This window comes from Haliscomenobacter sp., assembly GCF_033763495.1.
Classification (GTDB): Bacteria; Bacteroidota; Bacteroidia; order Chitinophagales; family Saprospiraceae; genus Haliscomenobacter.
The window spans coordinates 57,924-76,871 of sequence record NZ_JANRKL010000193.1 but is presented as its reverse complement, the minus strand read 5'-3'; the positions used below and the strand labels follow the sequence as shown (position 1 = coordinate 76,871).

General features: G+C 47.3%; 18 protein-coding genes. 6 read left to right on the top strand and 12 right to left on the bottom strand.

All coding sequences use genetic code 11. The annotated features are described in order from the left end of the window. The first annotated feature begins 55 nt into the window (after positions 1–55). Complete coding sequence (carB, locus tag SFV55_RS22440) at positions 56–2,872, top strand: carbamoyl-phosphate synthase large subunit (RefSeq protein ID WP_320031801.1); 2,817 nt, start codon at positions 56–58, stop codon at positions 2,870–2,872. A 170-nt stretch (positions 2,873–3,042) separates the two neighbouring features. Here the strand turns inward: carB and SFV55_RS22435 are convergent, their stop codons facing one another. Continuing rightward, a complete protein-coding gene (locus tag SFV55_RS22435) occupies positions 3,043–3,903 on the bottom strand; it encodes a nuclear transport factor 2 family protein (RefSeq protein ID WP_320031800.1) in 861 nt (286 codons plus the stop codon). An 11-nt stretch (positions 3,904–3,914) separates the two neighbouring features. Further along, a complete protein-coding gene (gene radC / locus SFV55_RS22430) occupies positions 3,915–4,619 on the bottom strand; it encodes a RadC family protein (RefSeq protein WP_320031799.1) in 705 nt (234 codons plus the stop codon). Positions 4,620–4,798: 179 nt separating this feature from the next. Here radC and rnpA point away from each other — a divergent pair, with 179 nt between their 5' ends. Together rnpA and SFV55_RS22420 are read left to right on the top strand one after the other, a co-directional pair. Then, a complete protein-coding gene (gene rnpA, locus SFV55_RS22425; protein WP_320031798.1) occupies positions 4,799–5,221 on the top strand; it encodes a ribonuclease P protein component in 423 nt (140 codons plus the stop codon). A 58-nt stretch (positions 5,222–5,279) separates the two neighbouring features. Then, on the top strand, positions 5,280–5,795 hold the full coding sequence (locus tag SFV55_RS22420) for a hypothetical protein (RefSeq protein ID WP_320031797.1): 516 nt from the start codon (positions 5,280–5,282) through the stop codon (positions 5,793–5,795). Here the strand turns inward: SFV55_RS22420 and aroQ are convergent, their stop codons facing one another. Together aroQ and recQ are read right to left on the bottom strand one after the other, a co-directional pair. Continuing rightward, positions 5,796–6,218, bottom strand: a complete 423-nt coding sequence (aroQ, locus tag SFV55_RS22415) for a type II 3-dehydroquinate dehydratase (RefSeq protein ID WP_320031796.1) — start codon at positions 6,216–6,218, stop codon at positions 5,796–5,798. Positions 6,219–6,332: 114 nt separating this feature from the next. Next, entirely contained in the window at positions 6,333–8,531 is a 2,199-nt protein-coding gene (gene recQ / locus SFV55_RS22410) for a DNA helicase RecQ (RefSeq protein WP_320031795.1), read from the bottom strand. 299 nt (positions 8,532–8,830) lie between these two features. On the opposite strand from recQ, the gene SFV55_RS22405 reads away from it, so the two are divergent. Next, entirely contained in the window at positions 8,831–9,805 is a 975-nt protein-coding gene (locus tag SFV55_RS22405) for a KpsF/GutQ family sugar-phosphate isomerase (RefSeq protein ID WP_320031794.1), read from the top strand. Positions 9,806–9,813: 8 nt separating this feature from the next. Here SFV55_RS22405 and SFV55_RS22400 read toward each other — a convergent pair whose 3' ends face one another. From SFV55_RS22400 to SFV55_RS22375, 6 genes are all read right to left on the bottom strand, one after another. Beyond that, complete coding sequence (locus tag SFV55_RS22400) at positions 9,814–10,152, bottom strand: nucleotide pyrophosphohydrolase (protein WP_320031793.1); 339 nt, start codon at positions 10,150–10,152, stop codon at positions 9,814–9,816. A gap of 162 nt (positions 10,153–10,314) precedes the next feature. After that, entirely contained in the window at positions 10,315–10,767 is a 453-nt protein-coding gene (dtd, locus tag SFV55_RS22395; protein WP_320031792.1) for a D-aminoacyl-tRNA deacylase, read from the bottom strand. Continuing rightward, the gene (locus SFV55_RS22390; RefSeq protein ID WP_320031791.1) at positions 10,767–11,300 is read right to left on the bottom strand and encodes a hypothetical protein; all 534 of its coding nucleotides are present in this window, start codon (positions 11,298–11,300) and stop codon (positions 10,767–10,769) included. Before SFV55_RS22390 ends, dtd begins: the two co-directional genes overlap by 1 nt. A 17-nt stretch (positions 11,301–11,317) precedes the next feature. After that, complete coding sequence (locus SFV55_RS22385; protein WP_320031790.1) at positions 11,318–11,779, bottom strand: hypothetical protein; 462 nt, start codon at positions 11,777–11,779, stop codon at positions 11,318–11,320. A gap of 84 nt (positions 11,780–11,863) precedes the next feature. Continuing rightward, the gene (locus SFV55_RS22380) at positions 11,864–13,282 is read right to left on the bottom strand and encodes a hypothetical protein (RefSeq protein WP_320031789.1); all 1,419 of its coding nucleotides are present in this window, start codon (positions 13,280–13,282) and stop codon (positions 11,864–11,866) included. A gap of 120 nt (positions 13,283–13,402) precedes the next feature. Further along, complete coding sequence (locus SFV55_RS22375; RefSeq protein ID WP_320031788.1) at positions 13,403–13,999, bottom strand: DUF1080 domain-containing protein; 597 nt, start codon at positions 13,997–13,999, stop codon at positions 13,403–13,405. A gap of 47 nt (positions 14,000–14,046) precedes the next feature. Here SFV55_RS22375 and trmB point away from each other — a divergent pair, with 47 nt between their 5' ends. Continuing rightward, on the top strand, positions 14,047–14,739 hold the full coding sequence (gene trmB / locus SFV55_RS22370; RefSeq protein ID WP_320031787.1) for a tRNA (guanosine(46)-N7)-methyltransferase TrmB: 693 nt from the start codon (positions 14,047–14,049) through the stop codon (positions 14,737–14,739). A 36-nt stretch (positions 14,740–14,775) separates the two neighbouring features. Here the strand turns inward: trmB and SFV55_RS22365 are convergent, their stop codons facing one another. Further along, positions 14,776–15,387, bottom strand: a complete 612-nt coding sequence (locus SFV55_RS22365; RefSeq protein ID WP_320031786.1) for a DUF4294 domain-containing protein — start codon at positions 15,385–15,387, stop codon at positions 14,776–14,778. Between the two features lie 102 nt (positions 15,388–15,489). Further along, positions 15,490–16,722, bottom strand: coding sequence for a glutamyl-tRNA reductase (gene hemA, locus SFV55_RS22360; RefSeq protein WP_320031785.1), 1,233 nt, complete (start codon positions 16,720–16,722; stop codon positions 15,490–15,492). A gap of 423 nt (positions 16,723–17,145) precedes the next feature. Between hemA and aspS the strand changes: the two genes are divergently transcribed. Then, complete coding sequence (gene aspS, locus SFV55_RS22355) at positions 17,146–18,906, top strand: aspartate--tRNA ligase (RefSeq protein WP_320031784.1); 1,761 nt, start codon at positions 17,146–17,148, stop codon at positions 18,904–18,906. The last annotated feature ends 42 nt before the right edge of the window (positions 18,907–18,948 follow it).

The following is an 18,948-nucleotide window of genomic DNA, read 5'->3' as shown; positions in this document are numbered from 1 at the left end:
ACTTAAATCCTTTAGCATTGATTACCTTTGCGGGCAATTTGGAAACGAGTAAGCCATGCCTAAGGACAATTCCATCAAATCAGTGCTGATCATCGGGAGTGGGCCCATTATTATTGGTCAAGCCTGTGAATTCGATTATTCCGGTTCTCAAGCATCTCGCTCCCTGCGCGAAGAAGGAATCGAAGTCACCCTCATCAACTCCAACCCTGCAACAATCATGACCGATCCGGTTACGGCAGACAATGTCTATTTGTTGCCGCTGACTGTTGAGAGCATTGTGCAGATTTTGGAAGAACGCAAAATTGACGCCGTATTGCCTACCATGGGTGGACAAACTGCGTTGAACCTTGCGATCGAAGCCGACAAGCTGGGCGTTTGGGAAAAATATGGGGTGCGCATGATCGGGGTCGACATCGCCGCCATCGAGTTGACCGAAAACCGCGAGGCTTTCCGCCAGCACATGATCGACATCGGGTTGGACGTGGCGCCTTCCTATATTGCCAACTCCTTTTTGGAAGGTAAGGAAGCTGCGCAAAAAATCGGTTTCCCCTTGGTGATCCGCCCTTCCTATACCCTGGGCGGAACGGGCGGTGGCTTTGTGCACAAGGACGAGGAATTCGACGCGGCCCTGCGCCGTGGCTTGAGTGCTTCCCCTACCCACGAAGTTCTAGTGGAAAAAGCAGTATTGGGGTGGAAAGAATTTGAGTTGGAGTTGTTGCGCGACAAAAATGACAGCGTAGTCATCATTTGTACCGTAGAAAACTTCGACCCTATGGGCATCCACACGGGTGACAGCATCACGGTGGCACCTGCCATGACCCTTTCGGACACAGCATACCAGGACATGCGCGACCAGGCCATCAAGGCGATGCGCTCACTAGGTAACTTTTCCGGAGGCTGTAACATCCAGTTTGCCCAGGATCCGGTCACCGAAAAGTTGATTGTCATTGAAATCAATCCACGGGTATCGCGCTCCTCAGCCCTGGCCAGTAAAGCAACAGGTTATCCCATTGCCAAAATTGCCGCCAAGTTGGCCATAGGCTACAACCTGGACGAGCTCAAAAATCAAATCACCAAAACCACCTCGGCATTTTTTGAGCCTACGCTCGATTACGTGATCGTAAAAATGCCGCGTTGGAACTTCGATAAATTCCCCGGTGCCGACAACACCCTGGGCCTACAAATGAAATCGGTAGGTGAAGTGATGGCCATCGGGCGCAATTTCCTGGAGGCACTTCAAAAGGCCTGCCAATCTTTGGAAAATGGCCGCAAGGGCTTGGGGGGCGATATCAAGGAATGGGTCAAAGTGGAGGACGTGTTGACCCGGATGGAAGTTGCCAGCGACGACCGGATTTTCCGTATCAAGGACGCGATTCGCCTGGGGGTTCCACTCCAAACGATCCAGAAATTGACCCGTATCGACCCCTGGTTCCTCAAACAGATCAAACGCCTAGTCAAGTACGAAAAGCAACTGATCAAGTTCAATGTACCGGATGATATCCCCGCCGATTTTTTCCGCGAACTCAAAGAAGTAGGCTATTCCGATGCCCAAATTGCCTGGACCATGCGGGTCAAGGAGGAGGATGTAACCAAAGTGCGCAAAAAACTGAACATCCGCCGGACTTATAAAATGGTGGACACTTGCGCTGCTGAGTTTGAAGCCAAAACGCCTTATTTCTACTCTACTTTTGATGGTGAAAACGAAAGTATACCCTCAGACAAGAAAAATGTGATCGTGCTGGGCTCGGGGCCAAACCGGATCGGTCAGGGTATCGAGTTTGACTACTGCTGTGTACATGGCCTGCTGGCCATCAAGGAGGCGGGTTACGAAGCCATCATGGTGAATTGTAACCCGGAAACGGTGTCGACCGACTTCGACATGGCCGACAAACTCTACTTCGAGCCCGTATTTTGGGAGCACCTCGAAGAAATCATCGAGCTAGAAAAACCAGAAGGAGTCATTGTCCAATTGGGCGGTCAAACTGCCCTCAAACTGGCTGAAACCCTGCATAAAAAAGGCATCAAAATCATCGGAACCAGTTTCGCCAACATGGACCTAGCCGAAGATAGAGGTGCATTTTCCGATTTGCTCAAAGAGTTGGAAATTCCTTATCCTGACTACGGCGTAGCCGACGATGTGGATGAAGCCATTCGCATTGCCAATAAAGTGGGTTACCCGGTGTTGGTGCGTCCAAGCTACGTATTGGGTGGCCAAAGCATGCGCATCGTGATCAACGACCAGGAGGTGGAGCGCCACGTGTTGTCCATCTTCAAACACATGCCCGAAAACAAGGTGTTGATCGACCACTTCCTAGATCGCGCCAAAGAAGCCGAAATCGACGCCATTTTTGACGGTGAAGACATCCACATTATGGGCATCATGGAGCACATCGAGCCAGCAGGGATTCATTCCGGCGACAGCTCGGCGGTGTTGCCTACTTACAGCCTTTCGGTGGACGCGGTGGCAACCATGGTGGAACACGCCGAAAAACTGGCCCGCGCCCTCAATATCCGCGGCTTGATCAACATTCAGTTTGCCATCAAAGACAATAAGGTATATGTAATCGAAGCGAATCCACGGGCTTCGCGGACTACACCCTTTATTGCCAAAGCCTATAAAGTTCCTTATCTGAAATACGCCACCTTGGTGATGCTGGGCACCCACAAACTGAAAGACTTCGACATCAAGCCACAGCCAAGTGGTTATGCGATCAAAGTTCCGGTGTTCAGCTTCGAAAAATTCCCGAATGTGGACAAGCAGTTGGGACCAGAGATGAAGTCAACAGGGGAGGAGATTCGGTACATCAAGGATTTGAGTGATCCGTTCTTCCGGGAGTTGGATCGGAATCGTTCGATGTACTTGACGCGGTAAGCGGGTATGGATCACAAAGAACAAAGAGCAGCATTTTTTTAGTACAAAGGACACAAAGGAAGGCACAGAGGACACAAAGTTAGACGTTGACCTTTCTTTGTGTCCTCTGTGCCTTCCTTTGTGTCCTTTGTGCTATAATGTCCCTTTGGCTTCATCAAAACATGGTGCCCCTACTTGATCAACTTCATCACCTTTTTGATCTTATCATTAGGCACCATCAAGGCCAAATTGTACTGCTTGATTTTCCACTCTTTACCACTGCGCTCCAATACTCCGGAGCCTCGACACACGCCCATCCAGGTATCCAAGAGCTCATCCCACCAGGCATAACGCCCATCCGCTGACACAGCAATGTTGCGGTTTTTGGCCTTAAAATCCCAGGCACTTTCTTTGTCAAAAGCCTTTTGCATGTCATTGCGCATGGCTTCCCGCAACCAACGTTCGCTGGCATCTGTACCCAAAAATACTCCATCGGCACTCATGGCCCCAAAAAAACTGTCCTCATCAGCCTTGGCCGCTGCCAGGTGCCAGGCATCAATCGCCGCAGCAATCTCTTTTTGGCTATCTGGCGCACTGGTGATACAATTGTCTTTACGGCGGGTATCGGTGATGCCAATGATTTTCCAGCCTTCGGTGGTTTTCATCAACTGAAAGGCATTGACGCCGCAGTGGCTCATTTGATCTCCTAGGTAAAAGGTGTACTCGGTCCAAACTGTCGCGAGGTTTTGATCAATCCGTACATCGTAGCTCCAGATGCGTTCATCCAGCATTTTGGGGGAGGGTTTGCCCACGGAGGAAATGAAGCGGCTGAAAGATTCGCTAACCATGCGTGGTTTTCCTTCCCGATCGACCAGAGTAGTCCGCAATTGTGCCTCGGGGTGGCTAATGGCTTTGATGCGAACGCTGTCGTTGGCGCGCATGCCATCAAAAAGTTGTTTGATCACGTTGATCACCGCAGTGCTTTCGTCCGTTTGGGCACTACAAACAGTACAGCAAGCGCTGAAAAGCAATACAAAAGGCAAAAGTTTCATGTTGTATGGTTTTACATTAGTCCTTCATCAGCAAAGCTGTAATAGCCCGATTCACCAACGATCAAATGGTCTTGCACCAAAATGTCCAGTTGCAGGCCGGCCTTGCACAGGCGTTGGGTCAAATCCAAATCGGGCTGGCTGGGGCGCAAACTCCCGGAGGGGTGATTGTGGCACAGGACCAAACTGGCGGCATTGTATTCCAGGGCTTTTTTAAAAATCACTCTGGCATCGACTACCGTACTGGTCAAGCCTCCCGCGCTGACTTTTTCTCGCCCAATCATCCGATTGGCTTGATTGAGCAACAAAATCCAGAATTCTTCAGTACTCAAATCGAGCAACAATGGCCCCAGCGCTAGATAAGCATCCTTACTGCTGCTGATCTGTGGGCGCTTTTGCAAGGGCAACAATTGTCGGCGTTGTCCCAACTCCAGGGCGGCAATGATGGAAATGGCTTTGGCTTCTCCGACTCCACGGAAGCGTTCCGTGAGCTCTTTGATGCTGCTACGCCCCAATTCATTCAAATCGGCGCTGTAAGCCTGCAAAATCCTTTGCGCCAAACCCAGTGCCGATTCATCCCGGTTGCCAGAACCCAGAATAATGGCCAACAATTCCGCATCAGTCAGTTGTTTTTTTCCTTTGAAGAGCAGTTTTTCGCGTGGACGGTCCTCTTCCGCCCAGCCTTTGATGCTGATTTTTTCCTTTGGATCGACATACATAACAAACAATTTTACAAGAATGAGTAAATCAAAACAATCCAAAGGCAGTGTAAATGTGCAAGGCAAATGTGTAGAACGGTAACAAGTAGTGGGGGCAAAATGAACACTTATTTTTTTATCGCCCCTAATTTCCGTTCCGTTTCTTATGTTTGAGCTAAAATAGAAGATATTTTTGAAAAGTGGAAAAAGATTTGCGGTTTAGGCGGGAAGAAAAGCTCAAAAGCTGGACGGCAATTGGGCGGATGTTCAAGGAGGGGCAATCTTTTGGCCAGTATCCTTTGCGTTTTGTATGGCTTCCCATGGAGGCTGGAAGCGCTGATTTTCCGGTACAATTCACGGTAAGTGTCCCCAAAAAGAAGTTCAAAAAGGCCGTAGATCGCAATCGCCTGCGCCGCCAAATCCGCGAAACTTATCGACTCCACAAACAGATTTTGTACCGCAATCTTGATCCAGCCCAGCAAGTTTATGCTTTGATGGTGATTTATGTTGCCAAAGACATGCTGGAATATTCCGAGATTGAGAACAACATGAACCGGGGTTTGCGGCGCTTGTCAAAAATTTTGCGTGAGCTTCCGCCTCAACCAACGCCAAAGCAGGATTAAAGCTCTTTACAGGGCGAAAAAACCAAGGCACTATTTTTCACTTGATTATTCTTTGCCAATGAATACATTTTTACGTTATATCCTTTTGAGTTTTGTCTTAGTCTGCGGGATACTCACTTCTGTATTCAGCCAAAAATTCCTGGCGCTCGAACGTTACGGCAAAGCCAAAAACATTCGAATCCCTATTGGCACGGTGATCACTTACCAAATCCGCGATGGGCAAGGTTGGTATACTTCAGAAATTGTGGATTTGAACTACAAAGATTCGCTGGTTATTTTTCCCAAAATTGCCATGCCCCTAAAAAACATCGTGGCGCTGCGCTACGATCAAAACTGGGCCAAAGGAATTGGTACTTCTCTTCGCCTGTTTGGATTGAGTTGGTCTGGTTTGGCACTGATGGGGACCTTGACGGACAAAAACCCGGATACCAATTATGAATGGAGCGATGCCATTGTCACGGGTAGCGCTTACGCAACAGGCTTTCTCTTGCCCCGTATTTTTAAGTACAGGATTGTGGAATTGGGCAAACGTAAGCGGTTACGCATCATGGATACCCGGCCATCCGAGCGGTAATTATTTCCTGAGCACAAAATACTCTACAGCAAGCCGATACCCGTTCAAACCCAGCCCTACAATACTGCCTACACAACGGGAGGCTAGGTAGGAATGGTGGCGGAATGCTTCCCGTGCATGAATGTTAGAAATATGTACCTCTACCACAGGGGTCTTGACTGCACTGATGGCATCGGCAATGGCCACCGAGGTGTGGGTGTAAGCCCCGGCATTGATGATGATGCCATCGAAAGAAAAGCCTACTTCGTGAATTTTGTCAATGAGGGCACCTTCGTGGTTGCTTTGAAAATAGTGCAGGTCCAACGCTGGAAAAGCTTGCACCAGCGTCTCAAAATAATCCTTAAAAGTTTGTTTCCCGTATACCTCCGGTTCGCGTACACCGAGGAGATTGAGGTTGGGTCCGTTGAGGATGAGGAGCTTCATATGAGATGAGAGATGAAAGATGAAAGATGAAAGAGGCTACCGCAGGGACATGGACGAGGTCATTGTCAAAAACGCTGCGGTAGCCTCTTTCATCTCTCATCTTTCATCTTTATTTTAATTGGCGAGTTCCGACAAAAACTTCACCCTTACCATCAAGATTTCGTCCATGGTAATGTCGTCGTCTTTGAGGGCTTTATAGGCTACTTTGGCATCGTCGGTTTCGGTACTCATGAAATAATCGTAGATATCGTCGCGGATGGCTTCATCCATGGTATCGTCCAGGTAGTAATCGATGTTGACCTTAGTGCCGGATAGCACAATGGCGTAGAGTTCCTCCAACAATTCATCCATAGTGATGTCGTTGGACTCAGCGATGTCCTCCAGGGGAACCTTTCGGTCGATGCTTTGAATGATATTGACCTTGATTTTTGATTTATTGGCCACTTGTTTGACCACAAAATCGGTAGGCCGGTCAATTTCATTTTCTTCAACGTACTTTTTGATCAACTCAACAAAGGCCTTGCCATAGCGTACCGCTTTGCCCCGACTGACCCCCGAAATATGGACCATATCGTCCATTGAGATGGGGTATTGCGTAGCCATATCTTCCAGGGAAGGGTCCTGGAAAATTACATAAGGGGGTACGTTGTGGCGTTTGGCTTCTTTGCGCCGCAGGTCTTTGAGCAATCCAACCAAGGTTTCGTCCAGTACCGAGGTGCGGCTTGTTTCTTCGGCGTTGATGTCGATTTGCTCTTTTTCGTAATCGTGGTTGAGTGGAATTTGGATAGGGTAGGTCTTTTTCAAAAAGTCCCGTCCTTTATCGGTCAGCTTGAGCAAACCGTAACTTTCGATGTCTTTGTACAGAAGATCCTGCAACAGCGCATGGCGGTAAACAGACTCCCAAAAATTGACATCCTTTCCTTTACCTACCCCAAAGGAAGGTTTTTTGTTAAAGTTGTAATCTTTGATTTCTTTGGTTTCCGTGCCTTGTACAAAATCGAGCAAAGTTTTGATGGTAAAGTTTTCGTCTAGTTCATCTACAACTTTAAGTGCATCCTGCATTTCTTTGGTGACCTCGATCTTTTCTTTGGGGTACCGACAGTTGTCACAAAGGCCACAATTGCTCCGATCGTACTCTTCTCCAAAATAATGCAACAAAAACTGACGACGGCAAGCGGTAGTTTCCGCATAGGCCATTACTTCCTGCATCAATTGGGAACCCATTTCGCGCTCGGCTACCGGCTTGTCGCGCAGGAATTTCTCCAACTTGAGCATATCCTTGTAGGCATAAAAGGCGATACAACGTCCTTCCAGCCCGTCTCTTCCGGCGCGCCCGGTTTCCTGATAATAGTTTTCGATGCTTTTGGGCATATCGAAGTGGATCACAAAACGTACATCTGGCTTGTCGATGCCCATACCAAAAGCAATCGTAGCCACAATGACGTCTACTTCTTCCATCAGGAAATCGTCCTGAGTTTTGGTCCGGGTTTTGGCATCCAGTCCAGCGTGATAGGGTGCAGCTTTAATGTCGTTGACCTGAAGTACCTTAGCAATGTCTTCGGCGGCTTTGCGGCTTTGTACATAGATGATACCAGATTGGTTGGGCATACCCTTGATCACCTGGATGATCTGGCGCATGGCCTGTTCCGGTTTTCCTTTAGGGCGCACCTCGTAATAGAGGTTTTCGCGGTTAAAAGAAGACATGAATGCATGCTCGTTGCGCAGGCCCAGGTTTTTTAGAATGTCAGACTGTACCTTGGGGGTAGCTGTGGCGGTCAAGGCAATGATTGGTACCTCTTGCCCTATGCCGTCCAGCATTGAGCGGATCCGGCGGTATTCCGGACGGAAATCGTGCCCCCATTCCGAGATACAGTGGGCTTCATCCACTGCCACAAAAGAGACGTTAACCGTGCGAAAGAATTCGATGTTCTCGTCTTTAGTGAGGGTTTCGGGAGCAATGTAAAGCAATTTGGTATTGCCATCGTTGATGGCTTGCTTTACGAGCTTCATCTGAGCTTTAGTCAGCGAGGAATTCAAAAAATGGGCTACATCGTCGCTTTGGCTATAACCACGAATTGAATCCACCTGGTTCTTCATCAGGGCGATGAGTGGGGAAATGACAATGGCGGTTCCCTCAACCATGAGGGCAGGCAATTGATAGCACAATGATTTACCTCCTCCAGTGGGCATGATCACAAAAGTATCTTCGCCGCTGAGTAAGTTATTGATGATTGCTTCCTGGTTGCCTTTGAACGCGTCAAAGCCGAAGTATTTCTGCAAAGCCTCTTGCAATGTTTCTTGCGTCACTGTCATGGCTCTCGTGCTTTGATCTTTTGTTTTAGCGTACTTTTGCGCAGCGCCACCGTTCAGTTATACCGTGGTGGATGCGTTTCGGTAGTTTTTGTGAATTTCTAAAAACTAAATATAACCAGAAATTAGGATAAAACATATACCTAACTGGTTTTTTTAGTGTAATTGTCTGGTTTTTTCCCGATGCCACAAGGTGGCTCGAAAAAAGCATGCGAAGATAATCAATTATTTCACAAAAACAATTGAATTTTAACCTATTATCTAAAAGCTTTGAAAAAAGCAACAAGTAGAGAAACATCAGGATGAAGGCCGCTGAAAACATTATTTTGAGTACTGCCCGGGAAACAATAGATATTGAGGTGACAACGCTTCAAGACCTAAAAAATAGCTTGGACGAGGGCTTTATTGCAACAGTGGAGGCCATTTACAATTCTTCTGGTCGGGTGATCCTGACCGGGATTGGGAAAAGTGCCATTGTTGCCCAGAAAATTGTTGCAACGCTAAACTCTACGGGTACCCCGGCTATTTTTTTGCACGCCGCGGATGCCATCCACGGGGATTTGGGCATGGTGCAGACGAACGATGTGGTGATTTGTTTGTCCAAAAGTGGTGAAACCCCGGAAATCAAAGTATTGGTACCCCTGGTTAAAAACATGGGGAGTATGCTCATTGGGATGGTAAGCAATAAGGCATCCTATCTGGCCAAGCAAGCCCGCTACATTTTACATACTCCGATTGATAAAGAAGCTGACCCCAATAATCTGGCGCCAACGGCTAGCACTACGGCCCAAATGGCGATGGGTGATGCATTGGCTACTTCCCTGTGTGCCTTGCGGGGCTTTTCCCCGCGTGATTTTGCCCAGTTTCATCCCGGAGGCTCCTTGGGCAAGCAGCTTTATCTGAGGGTCAGCGACCTTTACCCACATAACGCTTGCCCCAAAGTGAGTCCTGACACCAACCTGAAACGAACTATTCTGGAAATTACTTCTAAAAGGTTGGGCGCCACTGCTGTGGTAGATGAACAGGAAAAAGTATTGGGCATTGTAACTGACGGCGACCTACGCCGGATGTTGGAGCGTTTGGACAACTGGACCGATGTATTGGCCAAAGACATCATGACCGCACAGCCAAAATTGGTAACTGAACATACCATGGCCATACATGCGCTGGAAATTATGCGCAATCACAGCATTTCACAATTATTGGTAGTGGATGAAGCACAGCGATATGTGGGGGTGGTGCATTTACATGATTTGATCCGCGAAGGCATCATGTAGAGGTGCCCCTACCGCAATTTTTCATTATCCGCGTGCCGCTGCGCGTCACGCTTTGTCTTTTTTTCCAAATTTTTCCGCAGCGCCTCAGTCAAATCCACTCCGGTTTGATTGGCCAAACAAATGAGCACAAACAACACATCCGCCATTTCATCGGCCAAATCTTCTTTGGCCGTCAAGGCATCCGCAGGGTTTTTAAAAGACTGCTCGCCGTACATCCGGGCCATCAGGCGGGCTACTTCGCCCACCTCCTCCATCAAAATGGCGGTATTGGTCAATTCTTGATAATAGCGGATGCCGATGGTATTGATCCACTCATCTACGGTTTTTTGGGCTTCGCTTAAGAGCATGTTTAAAATTTTTTATTTTAGGTGGAAATGAGGCAAATTTAGGCTGAATAAGACGAGAAAAGCGGAGTTTAGCAGCGCTAAATGAGCATTTTCGCGGCGAAATTCAGCCTAAATTGGGCCATTTGCAACAAAATAAAAATTTTTAAACATGCTCCGATTGCATTATTCTTTGTTTTTGCTGTCGATGAGGATGGTGACGGGGCCGTCGTTGAGCAAGCGTACTTGCATATCGGCGCCAAATTCACCGGTACCCACGGAGATACCAGAAAGTGCTTCGAGTTTTTGTACAAAAGCCTCGTACATGGGGATGGCAAAATCGGGTTTGGAGGCACGGATATACGAAGGACGGTTGCCCTTTTTGGTACTGGCGTGTAAGGTAAATTGGCTGACCACCAACAGGCCTCCCCGGGCTTCCAACACGGAACAGTTCATCACACCATGTTCATCTGGAAAAATCCTGAGGTTGACCACTTTGTTGCACAACCACTCGATGTCTTCGGCTGTATCGGCATCTTCAATGCCTATGAGGATCAAAAGCCCGGTTTCAATGGCTGACTTTATTTTTCCCTCAATGGTGACTGAGGCTTCGCTGACTCTTTGAATGACGAGGCGCATTATTTTTTTTTGCGTTTCAGGATGGCTTTTTGGAAACTGCGGACGGCGTAGCTGTCAACCAGGGGTGATTCCTGGGTACCGTTTCCGCTTTGCCGAACAGCTTTGGTTTGCAGGCTGAAAAACTCTACGATCAGGCGGTCTTTTTCCAGTTTGTAGTTGTTGATGATGGTGCTTCCTTGTACGCTGAATGCACCACTGAATACTGGGCCCGTCCAATATTGATCCAAAACAATACCATTGCGTTCATCAATCACCCAATGTCCTTTTGATGCATCGACTGGTTTGAGGATATAGGGGCGATTGTCTTCGGATTGTTCGCCGTAGATCAGCTGCCAGGTATAGTGCCCGAGGGTGTCTGCTGGCTGAATATTGAGTTGCATCTTCACTTTTTTGGGCGAATTGCTATTCCCTGAATACCAACTTAGCTCACCTTCCCAATGGCCCAGCCAGTTTTTGGGAAAGTCTACGGCAGACTGCCCCTGGCTCAATTGTACCAACAACAAAGCCAGGAACAGTAAGAACCCCTTTTTCATATAGAACTGATTTACCGCTACTTGGCACTTTTTACCAACTCAGCATCCTTCAACCCATACATCAAGCGGTTGATGTCGTTGGCGTTCAAGTCCAGTTTACCTTTGATGGTGATGGCTTCCGTAGTGTATTTGATGGGTTCTTTGGAAATGACTTCCATAACCGTTTCTGGCCCGGCACCCCCACAAAAGAAACACATGTTGTAAGGGAAGGCGGAAAAGACAAACTCTTTTTGACCCCGGTAACCTTCCACTGGAATGATATAGCCTTTGATTTCGACGGATTTTCCTTCCAGCGACTTGATTTCGGGGCTAAAAATTGGCACATCCACTTTGAAGCCCAACATTTCGTCGTATTGCTTCTTAAAAGTCACTTTGGCCAGGGTCGTCCAGAGACTTTTGGCATCCTGGGCTTGTGCATTTGAACCAATCATACTCACAAAACCAAGCACGAGACTGGCTATCAACAAAGTTTTTTTCATTTTGTATGCCATTTTTATTTGTTAGGGCAAAAGTAAAAAAATAACCATGCTCTAAAAAACGAACAAATGTGGAACTAAGTTTTCTCACAAACTAATTTTTGCCACCCGCAGTTGGCCTCGCCTTTCACTGGGTACCACCATTTTATCAGCAGCGATTTGAATGGCGTCCCGAAAACGCAGGCGCAATTTAAGCAATTCGGTGCTCAATAAACTATGCCGCTCGTTGTCGCCAGTTCCTTTCACAACGTATTCACTGACTGTATTTTCAAATTTGATTTCATCATTAAAAATCAAACGCACATTGGTGGGGGTTTTAAACAGGAAAAAAGAAGAATAAGCCCCATCGTCATCCTGCGAATATTGCTTTTTGTACAACACTTTCTTCCAATGTTCTTCCCCATCGGGATGTACGGAAATGGCAAAAATGTCATTGTAGTAGTAATCGATGGTACTGCGGCTTACGTTGTCGAAACCCATACGTGGTACATTGGTGGAAAAGCGGGTTGAATTGCGGTTTTCTTCCCCAAGGATGAGCATACCGCCATCCTGGCGCAAAACAATTTCATTGATGCCCACTTCCACCAATCCTCGATTTTGGCGGATTTCCTTGCCTTCCAGGTCGGAAACAAAACTGTCGTCGAAGGGATGAAAGCGCAAGCGGTGAGTCAATAAATCGCTACGGGGTATACTGAGGTGGAAATACCCTTCGGCGCGTTCAATATTGCGTTCGAAGTAGAGGCCACCCGCACAGAAGCGTTTGTTGAGGTTGTCGATGATGAATTTGACATCGTAAGTCACCTTATCCTGCATAAACAGGGCAATCTGATTCAGGATCGGGGTGCTGCTATCCGCCACAAATAGATCGAAGCGGTGTTTCTCCCTTCGACTAAGCACATTGTCTTTTTCGATGACCATGTACATCTCTCCATCGTTGCTTACCAACATGTGCATCACATCAACACCTTCGGTAAAATCGTCGATCTGGAAGCTTTTTTCCCACATAACCTTAAAAGAGGCATTGTCAAACACCAGGACATTGAAGGTGTTTCTATCGATGTGGTAGATCAAAATCTTGCTGCGATCCTCGCTGCGTTCCCAGTGAAAATTGGGGGTGAAAAAGGTGAAGCCATAATCTTTTAGCAACAAAGTCTGCTTTTTATTGGCCGTAGGGTCAAAGTGATCAGCCCGGACGATGGTGTTGCCCTTATCACGATGGTGGTAAATAACTGTAAAGCTATCGCGCAGATTATTGACCCCAATGACGGAGGGCTGGCGTTTTTCCAATTCAATTTCTTTGCTCCAACTGCTGCGCATGTTTTCGTCAAAAGCCTGGATTTCGAACTTGTCCATCCGGTTGCGGAACAAAAGCACCCGGCCTTTTAGCTCTCCAATCACATCATAGGATACATCATTGCGCAAGGGCAATTCTTCAGATACCACAACCTGTTGGGCCGATATTTTTAGAGTTGCCAACAAGGCGAAAATGAGCAGCAAATATTTCATACCTGATGGTTTTAGACTTTATGTACAGAAGGTGCCTAAAGTCTGATATCTAAAAATAACAATTGTAGTTGGATTTCGGCTGCAATTTTTATGAAATTTGTCTGCCTGTGGGCAGGAATTTTACAATTCTGCCAACATAATCTTTCGATAGCTAATCGACATTTCGTTGCCAGGGTGCAATTGGATGCCGATGGGGCCGGAAGCGGCCATCCCTTCTGAGGTGTAAGTCATTACTTGTTTGCCATTGAGGTAGGCGGTGTAGGTGTTGCCGATTACCTTGATTTGAAGTGAGTTCCATTCTTTGGGCTTGAGCAATTCCTTGACTCCGGTAGCTTCCACAGGGTAACGCAGTTTAGGAATGTAAGGTGAGCCGGTCATGTCTCGTTTAAGTGAACCAGAAATGCCAATCTGAATCTGGTCATTTTCGGAGCGCAGGAAAAAACCGGAATCAACCGTGCCTTCACCCATCAAGAACTCGGCTTGTAAGACGAAATTTTGATAGGATTTTTCCGTCCACAGGATGGCACCTTTTTTGGTAGGTTCACTTTTGACCAGCAAGACTCCTTTGGATACTGTCCAGCAAGATTCTGGAGCTGGAACCACCCAACCATCGAGGTTTTTGCCGTTAAAAATCTTTTTCATCTTGGATTTCTGGGCATTTAATTGCCCAAAACCGAGAACCAGGAGGAGAAAAATCAGGGTATGTGAGATTTTCATGCACTAATGTTTTTAGTTTTGCACCCCAAAATAGGACAATACCCGTTATGAGCAAGCGGAATAAGCTACAGAAATTTGCAGAGTTGTTGTCATTCCCGAATGTTTACGAAAACTTCGATTCGGGAAATCCCCAATTAGCGGGTGAAAATGGGCAAATTGTGGATTTGAAAGGCCAGTGGAAAGCTGGTCATTTCAAAAACGATGCCCCACTTACCCTTGAACTGGCTTGTGGTCGGGGAGAATATTCAGTGGCCCTGGGTGAAATGTATCCCGAACGAAATTTCATCGGGGTGGACATCAAAGGAGCCCGCATTTGGAAAGGAGCAACTGCCGCCTTGCAAAAAGGATTACCCAATGTGGCCTTCCTGCGTACCCGCATCGAACAAATTATGCATTTCTTTGCGGAAGGGGAGGTGGATGAGATTTGGATCACTTTTCCTGACCCTTTTTTGCGCAACAGCAAAACCAATCGCCGGCTTACTTCGCCTGCTTTTTTGGATCGTTACCGCAAGATGATGCCCGCTGGCGGGATTGTCCACCTCAAAACGGATGACCCTACCTTATATGAGTTTACCCTGACGGTGATCAGGGACTACCCGGAAGCGACCCTGTTGTATACCGATGATGATATTTATGCGAAGGAGTTGCCGCTGCCCGAGTTGGAAATCAAAACCTATTATGAACGGATGCATTTGGCGGAAAAGAAGACGATAAAATATGTGCAATTCCGGTTGTCGTAGGGGCGATCACATTGGGCCAACCACGGAGGGGTGCCCCTACGGTTTTTTTTGCCCATACGTCAGATTCAAATCATCCAACACGATATCCAGCATCGGATCTTTGCCCCGTTGGTAGCCCTCTTTGAGGTGGTGGCCATAAAATCCTCCCAATACACTCCAATAAGTCGCTGTCCATCCGCCGCGCAAGCCTTTTACTAAGTCATACATTGGCGTATCCAACTCACGTTCGATCATTTTGATGAGGAGCATCCCCTGAGTGCGGGTGAGTTTTTTGAGGGGCTGTTCAAATTTTTCCTCCAGGTCTTCCTGTAGCGTTTTGATGTATTTGCGTTTTTGGCCTTTTTTGATGTCGTTGGTTACTGCTTCCACTTCCCGAAAAATGCGCACGGCTTCCACTGCGTAAGGATAGACGGAGTAAGCATAACGGCGGTATTTGCGGTATTTTTTGTAATCCTCTTCGGATTCAAACGAACGCAAAGAAGTGATGGAAACTTCCCCCAAACCTGCCATAATTAAGGTGTCGCCGGCATCGTCAATGATGTAGTCATAAGTCTGGCCTTTGATGGTCACTTTTCCTTTGTTGCTTTCCTGAGCAAAACTCAGCGTGAAAGCCAACCAACACAGCAGCAGGGTGAAGAAATATTTCATGGTTACCGTTCTACATTAAAACAAGAATCTCCTTTGCATGTTCAATGCAAAGGAGATGGTAAATATTGTTCAAAATGGAAGATACTTTATTGGCGGCTTAGGCTAAAAGATCACTTCTTTAGCTGCCTTCATCGGAATACCAATACACTTTTTCTCCATGTACTCCAACATACGCTCCAGCAAATCACGGGTATTGGTATCCAGCTGTGCGACTTCTTTGTGGAATACTTCGTTCAGTGCACGATCTTTTACGGCTTTGATTTCAACAGGCACCTGGCGCATGGCAATTTCCAAACGGCGTTGTTGGAATACCTTGGGCAGTTCTTCGATGAAATCTTCGAGCATTGCTTTGGCTTTTTGCACCTCCAATTCGCGGAAAGCGAGGTTTTCTTTTGCCAATGCACGCAGGCCTTCAATCTCGATGTAGTGGTTTTCGTAATTCTTTACGACTTCGGGGGCGATATTGTGAGGAATGGATAAGTCGATTAAAATCTTGGCACCAGTTTCTCCATTCAACAATTGTGGATAAAGTTCGGGAGTGATAACTGGCTCAGTTGCAGCTGTACAAACAATCAGTGCATCAAAACCTTCACGGTAGTTGTGCAGCGCATTCAGGTCAAATGCACGACCGTGCGGAAAAATGGCGGCGATTTCTTCCGCTTTTGCAATGGTGCGATTGAACACCGTTACTTCGCTGTAATGGTGCTTGTCCAAAAATTTCGCAATCAATGCGTTGGTCTGGCCTGCTCCTACAATCAGGATGCGCGCCTCTTTAGGGAGGTGGTAACGCATCATTTTTTGAATGGCCAGTGAAGCTACCGAAACAGGTTTGTCGCCGATACGGGTATTGGAGTAGATCGATTTGGCAACAGCAACAGCCTGATCCATTGCCATGCGCAGGTTGTCGCCGATCAGGCCCCATTCTTTACATTGGTCGTAAGCGTCGCGGAGTTGACCCAAAATCTGGCGCTCTCCAATCACCATCGAATCCATCGAAGCAGAAACAGTGAAGTAGTGCTCCAGGGCATCCATACCTTCCAGAATCTGCACACTGTCTTCCAGCGCGCCTAAAACTTCGTCTTCGAGTTGTGGATTGACTTGTTTGAAAAACTCTACGGCAAAAACCAGGTCTAATTTGCGCTCAGTGTGGAAGAAGTACATCACCCGATTGCAAGTAGACAAATACAAAAGCTCATCCAAACCAAATTGTTCCTTAAGGTCCTGCAAGCGCATTTTCAACGCCGAGGGGTCGGAGGTTTTGACCACAAACTCGCTGATGCTGTGTAAATTTACACGTTTGTGGGTGACCGTAAGGATTTTGTAATTGTCTAACATAACCTTGTTTGCTTAAAAAAATGACACTGTTGAATTACTAAGCGGTTAATTCTCGCAAGGGTTTGGGATGATTGACTTTTTATCCGGTACTTACGGTGTCTACTGAATGAATGATGCAAAAATAGAATGCCGCTTGGGAAATAATGTCACGGTTCTGTAACAACATTAAGTAATTCGATTATTTGGACGAAATCTAAATTGCATTTCAGAAACCTTGGATTTCTTGACATTTTCCTTGCAAAAAAACATCGGTGATTTTTAGCACGCACTGACAAAAGTCAACCCTTTCCGCTGATATAAACGCAATAAATTTATGACGGGATTCGGTTTTGCGTCAAAACAATTTCAAATTTGTCATTTCCAAAAGTATTTTGACCTTCTTATGACCTAAAGCCTTACTTTTGCGCCACTAAAACATTTTTTATGTACCGTACGCATACCTGCGGCGACCTGCGTATCGCCGATGTCAGCAAGACTGTGAAATTGAGTGGATGGGTGCAAACCACCCGTGATTTTGGTGCCATGACCTTTTTGGATCTGCGAGACCGTTACGGCATTACCCAGTTGGTGTTCAGCATGGAAGAAAACGCCAGCTTGTGCGAACAGGCTCGTAAATTGGGCCGCGAGTTCGTCATCGAGATTGAAGGCACCGTGCGCGAACGCAGCAATAAAAACCCCAATCGGGCTACTGGCGACATTGAGATTGTAACTCAATCCCTGCGGGTACTCAATTCCTCCAAAGTACCTCCTTTCACCATTGAAGATGAAACCGACGGTGGCGACGACCTCCGGATGAAATACCGCTACCTGGATTTGCGGCGCAGTCCGGTACAAAACAACCTGATCTTCCGCTCCAAACTGGCGCTGGAAGTGCGCAAGTTTTTGTCTGATCAAAACTTCATTGAGGTCGAAACGCCCTTTTTGATCAAAAGTACACCAGAGGGTGCGCGCGACTTTGTGGTGCCCAGCCGCATGAATCCCGGTCAGTTTTACGCTTTGCCCCAATCTCCTCAAACCTTCAAGCAGATTTTGATGGTAGCTGGTTTTGACCGTTACTTCCAAATCGTGAAGTGTTTCCGGGATGAAGATTTACGCGCCGATCGTCAGCCGGAGTTTACGCAAATCGACTGCGAGATGGCCTTTGTCACTCGTGAAGACATTTTGAATACCTTCGAGGCGCTGACCCGTCACTTGTTTCTGCATACGCTAGGGCTGGAATTGGGCGATTTCCCCCGGATGTCTTATGATGACGCCATGCGCCTGTATGGTTCTGACAAGCCCGATTTGCGCTTCGGCATGCCTTTCGCTGATTTGACTGATCTGACCAAAGGGAAAGGATTTGTCGTGTTTGACAGCGCTGAACTGGTAGTTGGCATCAATGCTACAGGTCAGGCTGATTACACGCGCAAGCAGGTCGACGAACTGACCGAGTGGGTAAAACGCCCCCAAATCGGTGCCAAAGGTTTGGTGTACGTTCGTTACAATACCGACGGAACCTTAAAGTCTTCCGTTGACAAATTTTTCAGCGAAGATCAACTCCGCGATTGGGCGAACCATCTGGACGCAAAACCGGGCGACTTGATGCTCATCATGGCGGGTGAGGAGGAAAAAACCCGCAAACAATTGGGCGAACTGCGCCTGGAAATGGGCCGCCGCATGGGCTTGATGAAAGCTGGCGACTTCAAACCACTCTGGGTACTGGACTTCCCGCTCCTGGAATGGGACGAAGACACCGAGCGTTTTTACGCCATGCACCACCCCTTCACCTCGCCCAAACCGGATGACGTGGCCAAAATGGCTTCCAACGACCGCGATGTCCTGAAAGGCTTGCGCGCTGACGCCTACGATTTGGTGTTGAATGGTGTCGAAATTGGTGGGGGCTCGATTCGAATCTTCGATCGCGACCTGCAAATGAAAAACTTTAGCCTCCTGGGCTTTAGCGATGAAGAAGCAGAAGCACAGTTCGGCTTCTTGCTAGGGGCATTTGAGTTTGGCGCGCCACCACACGGGGGTATCGCCTTTGGGTTTGATCGCCTTTGCTCTGTAATGAATGGCCAAAACTCGATCCGCGACTTTATCGCCTTCCCGAAAAACAACCAGGGCAGGGATATGATGATTGATGCACCTTCCGGGATTGCGGATGCGCAGTTGAAAGAATTGAATTTGGCGGTGACAGTGAAATAGGCAAAAGGTGCCGAAGAACTATAGGAACTACTTAATCTGAAT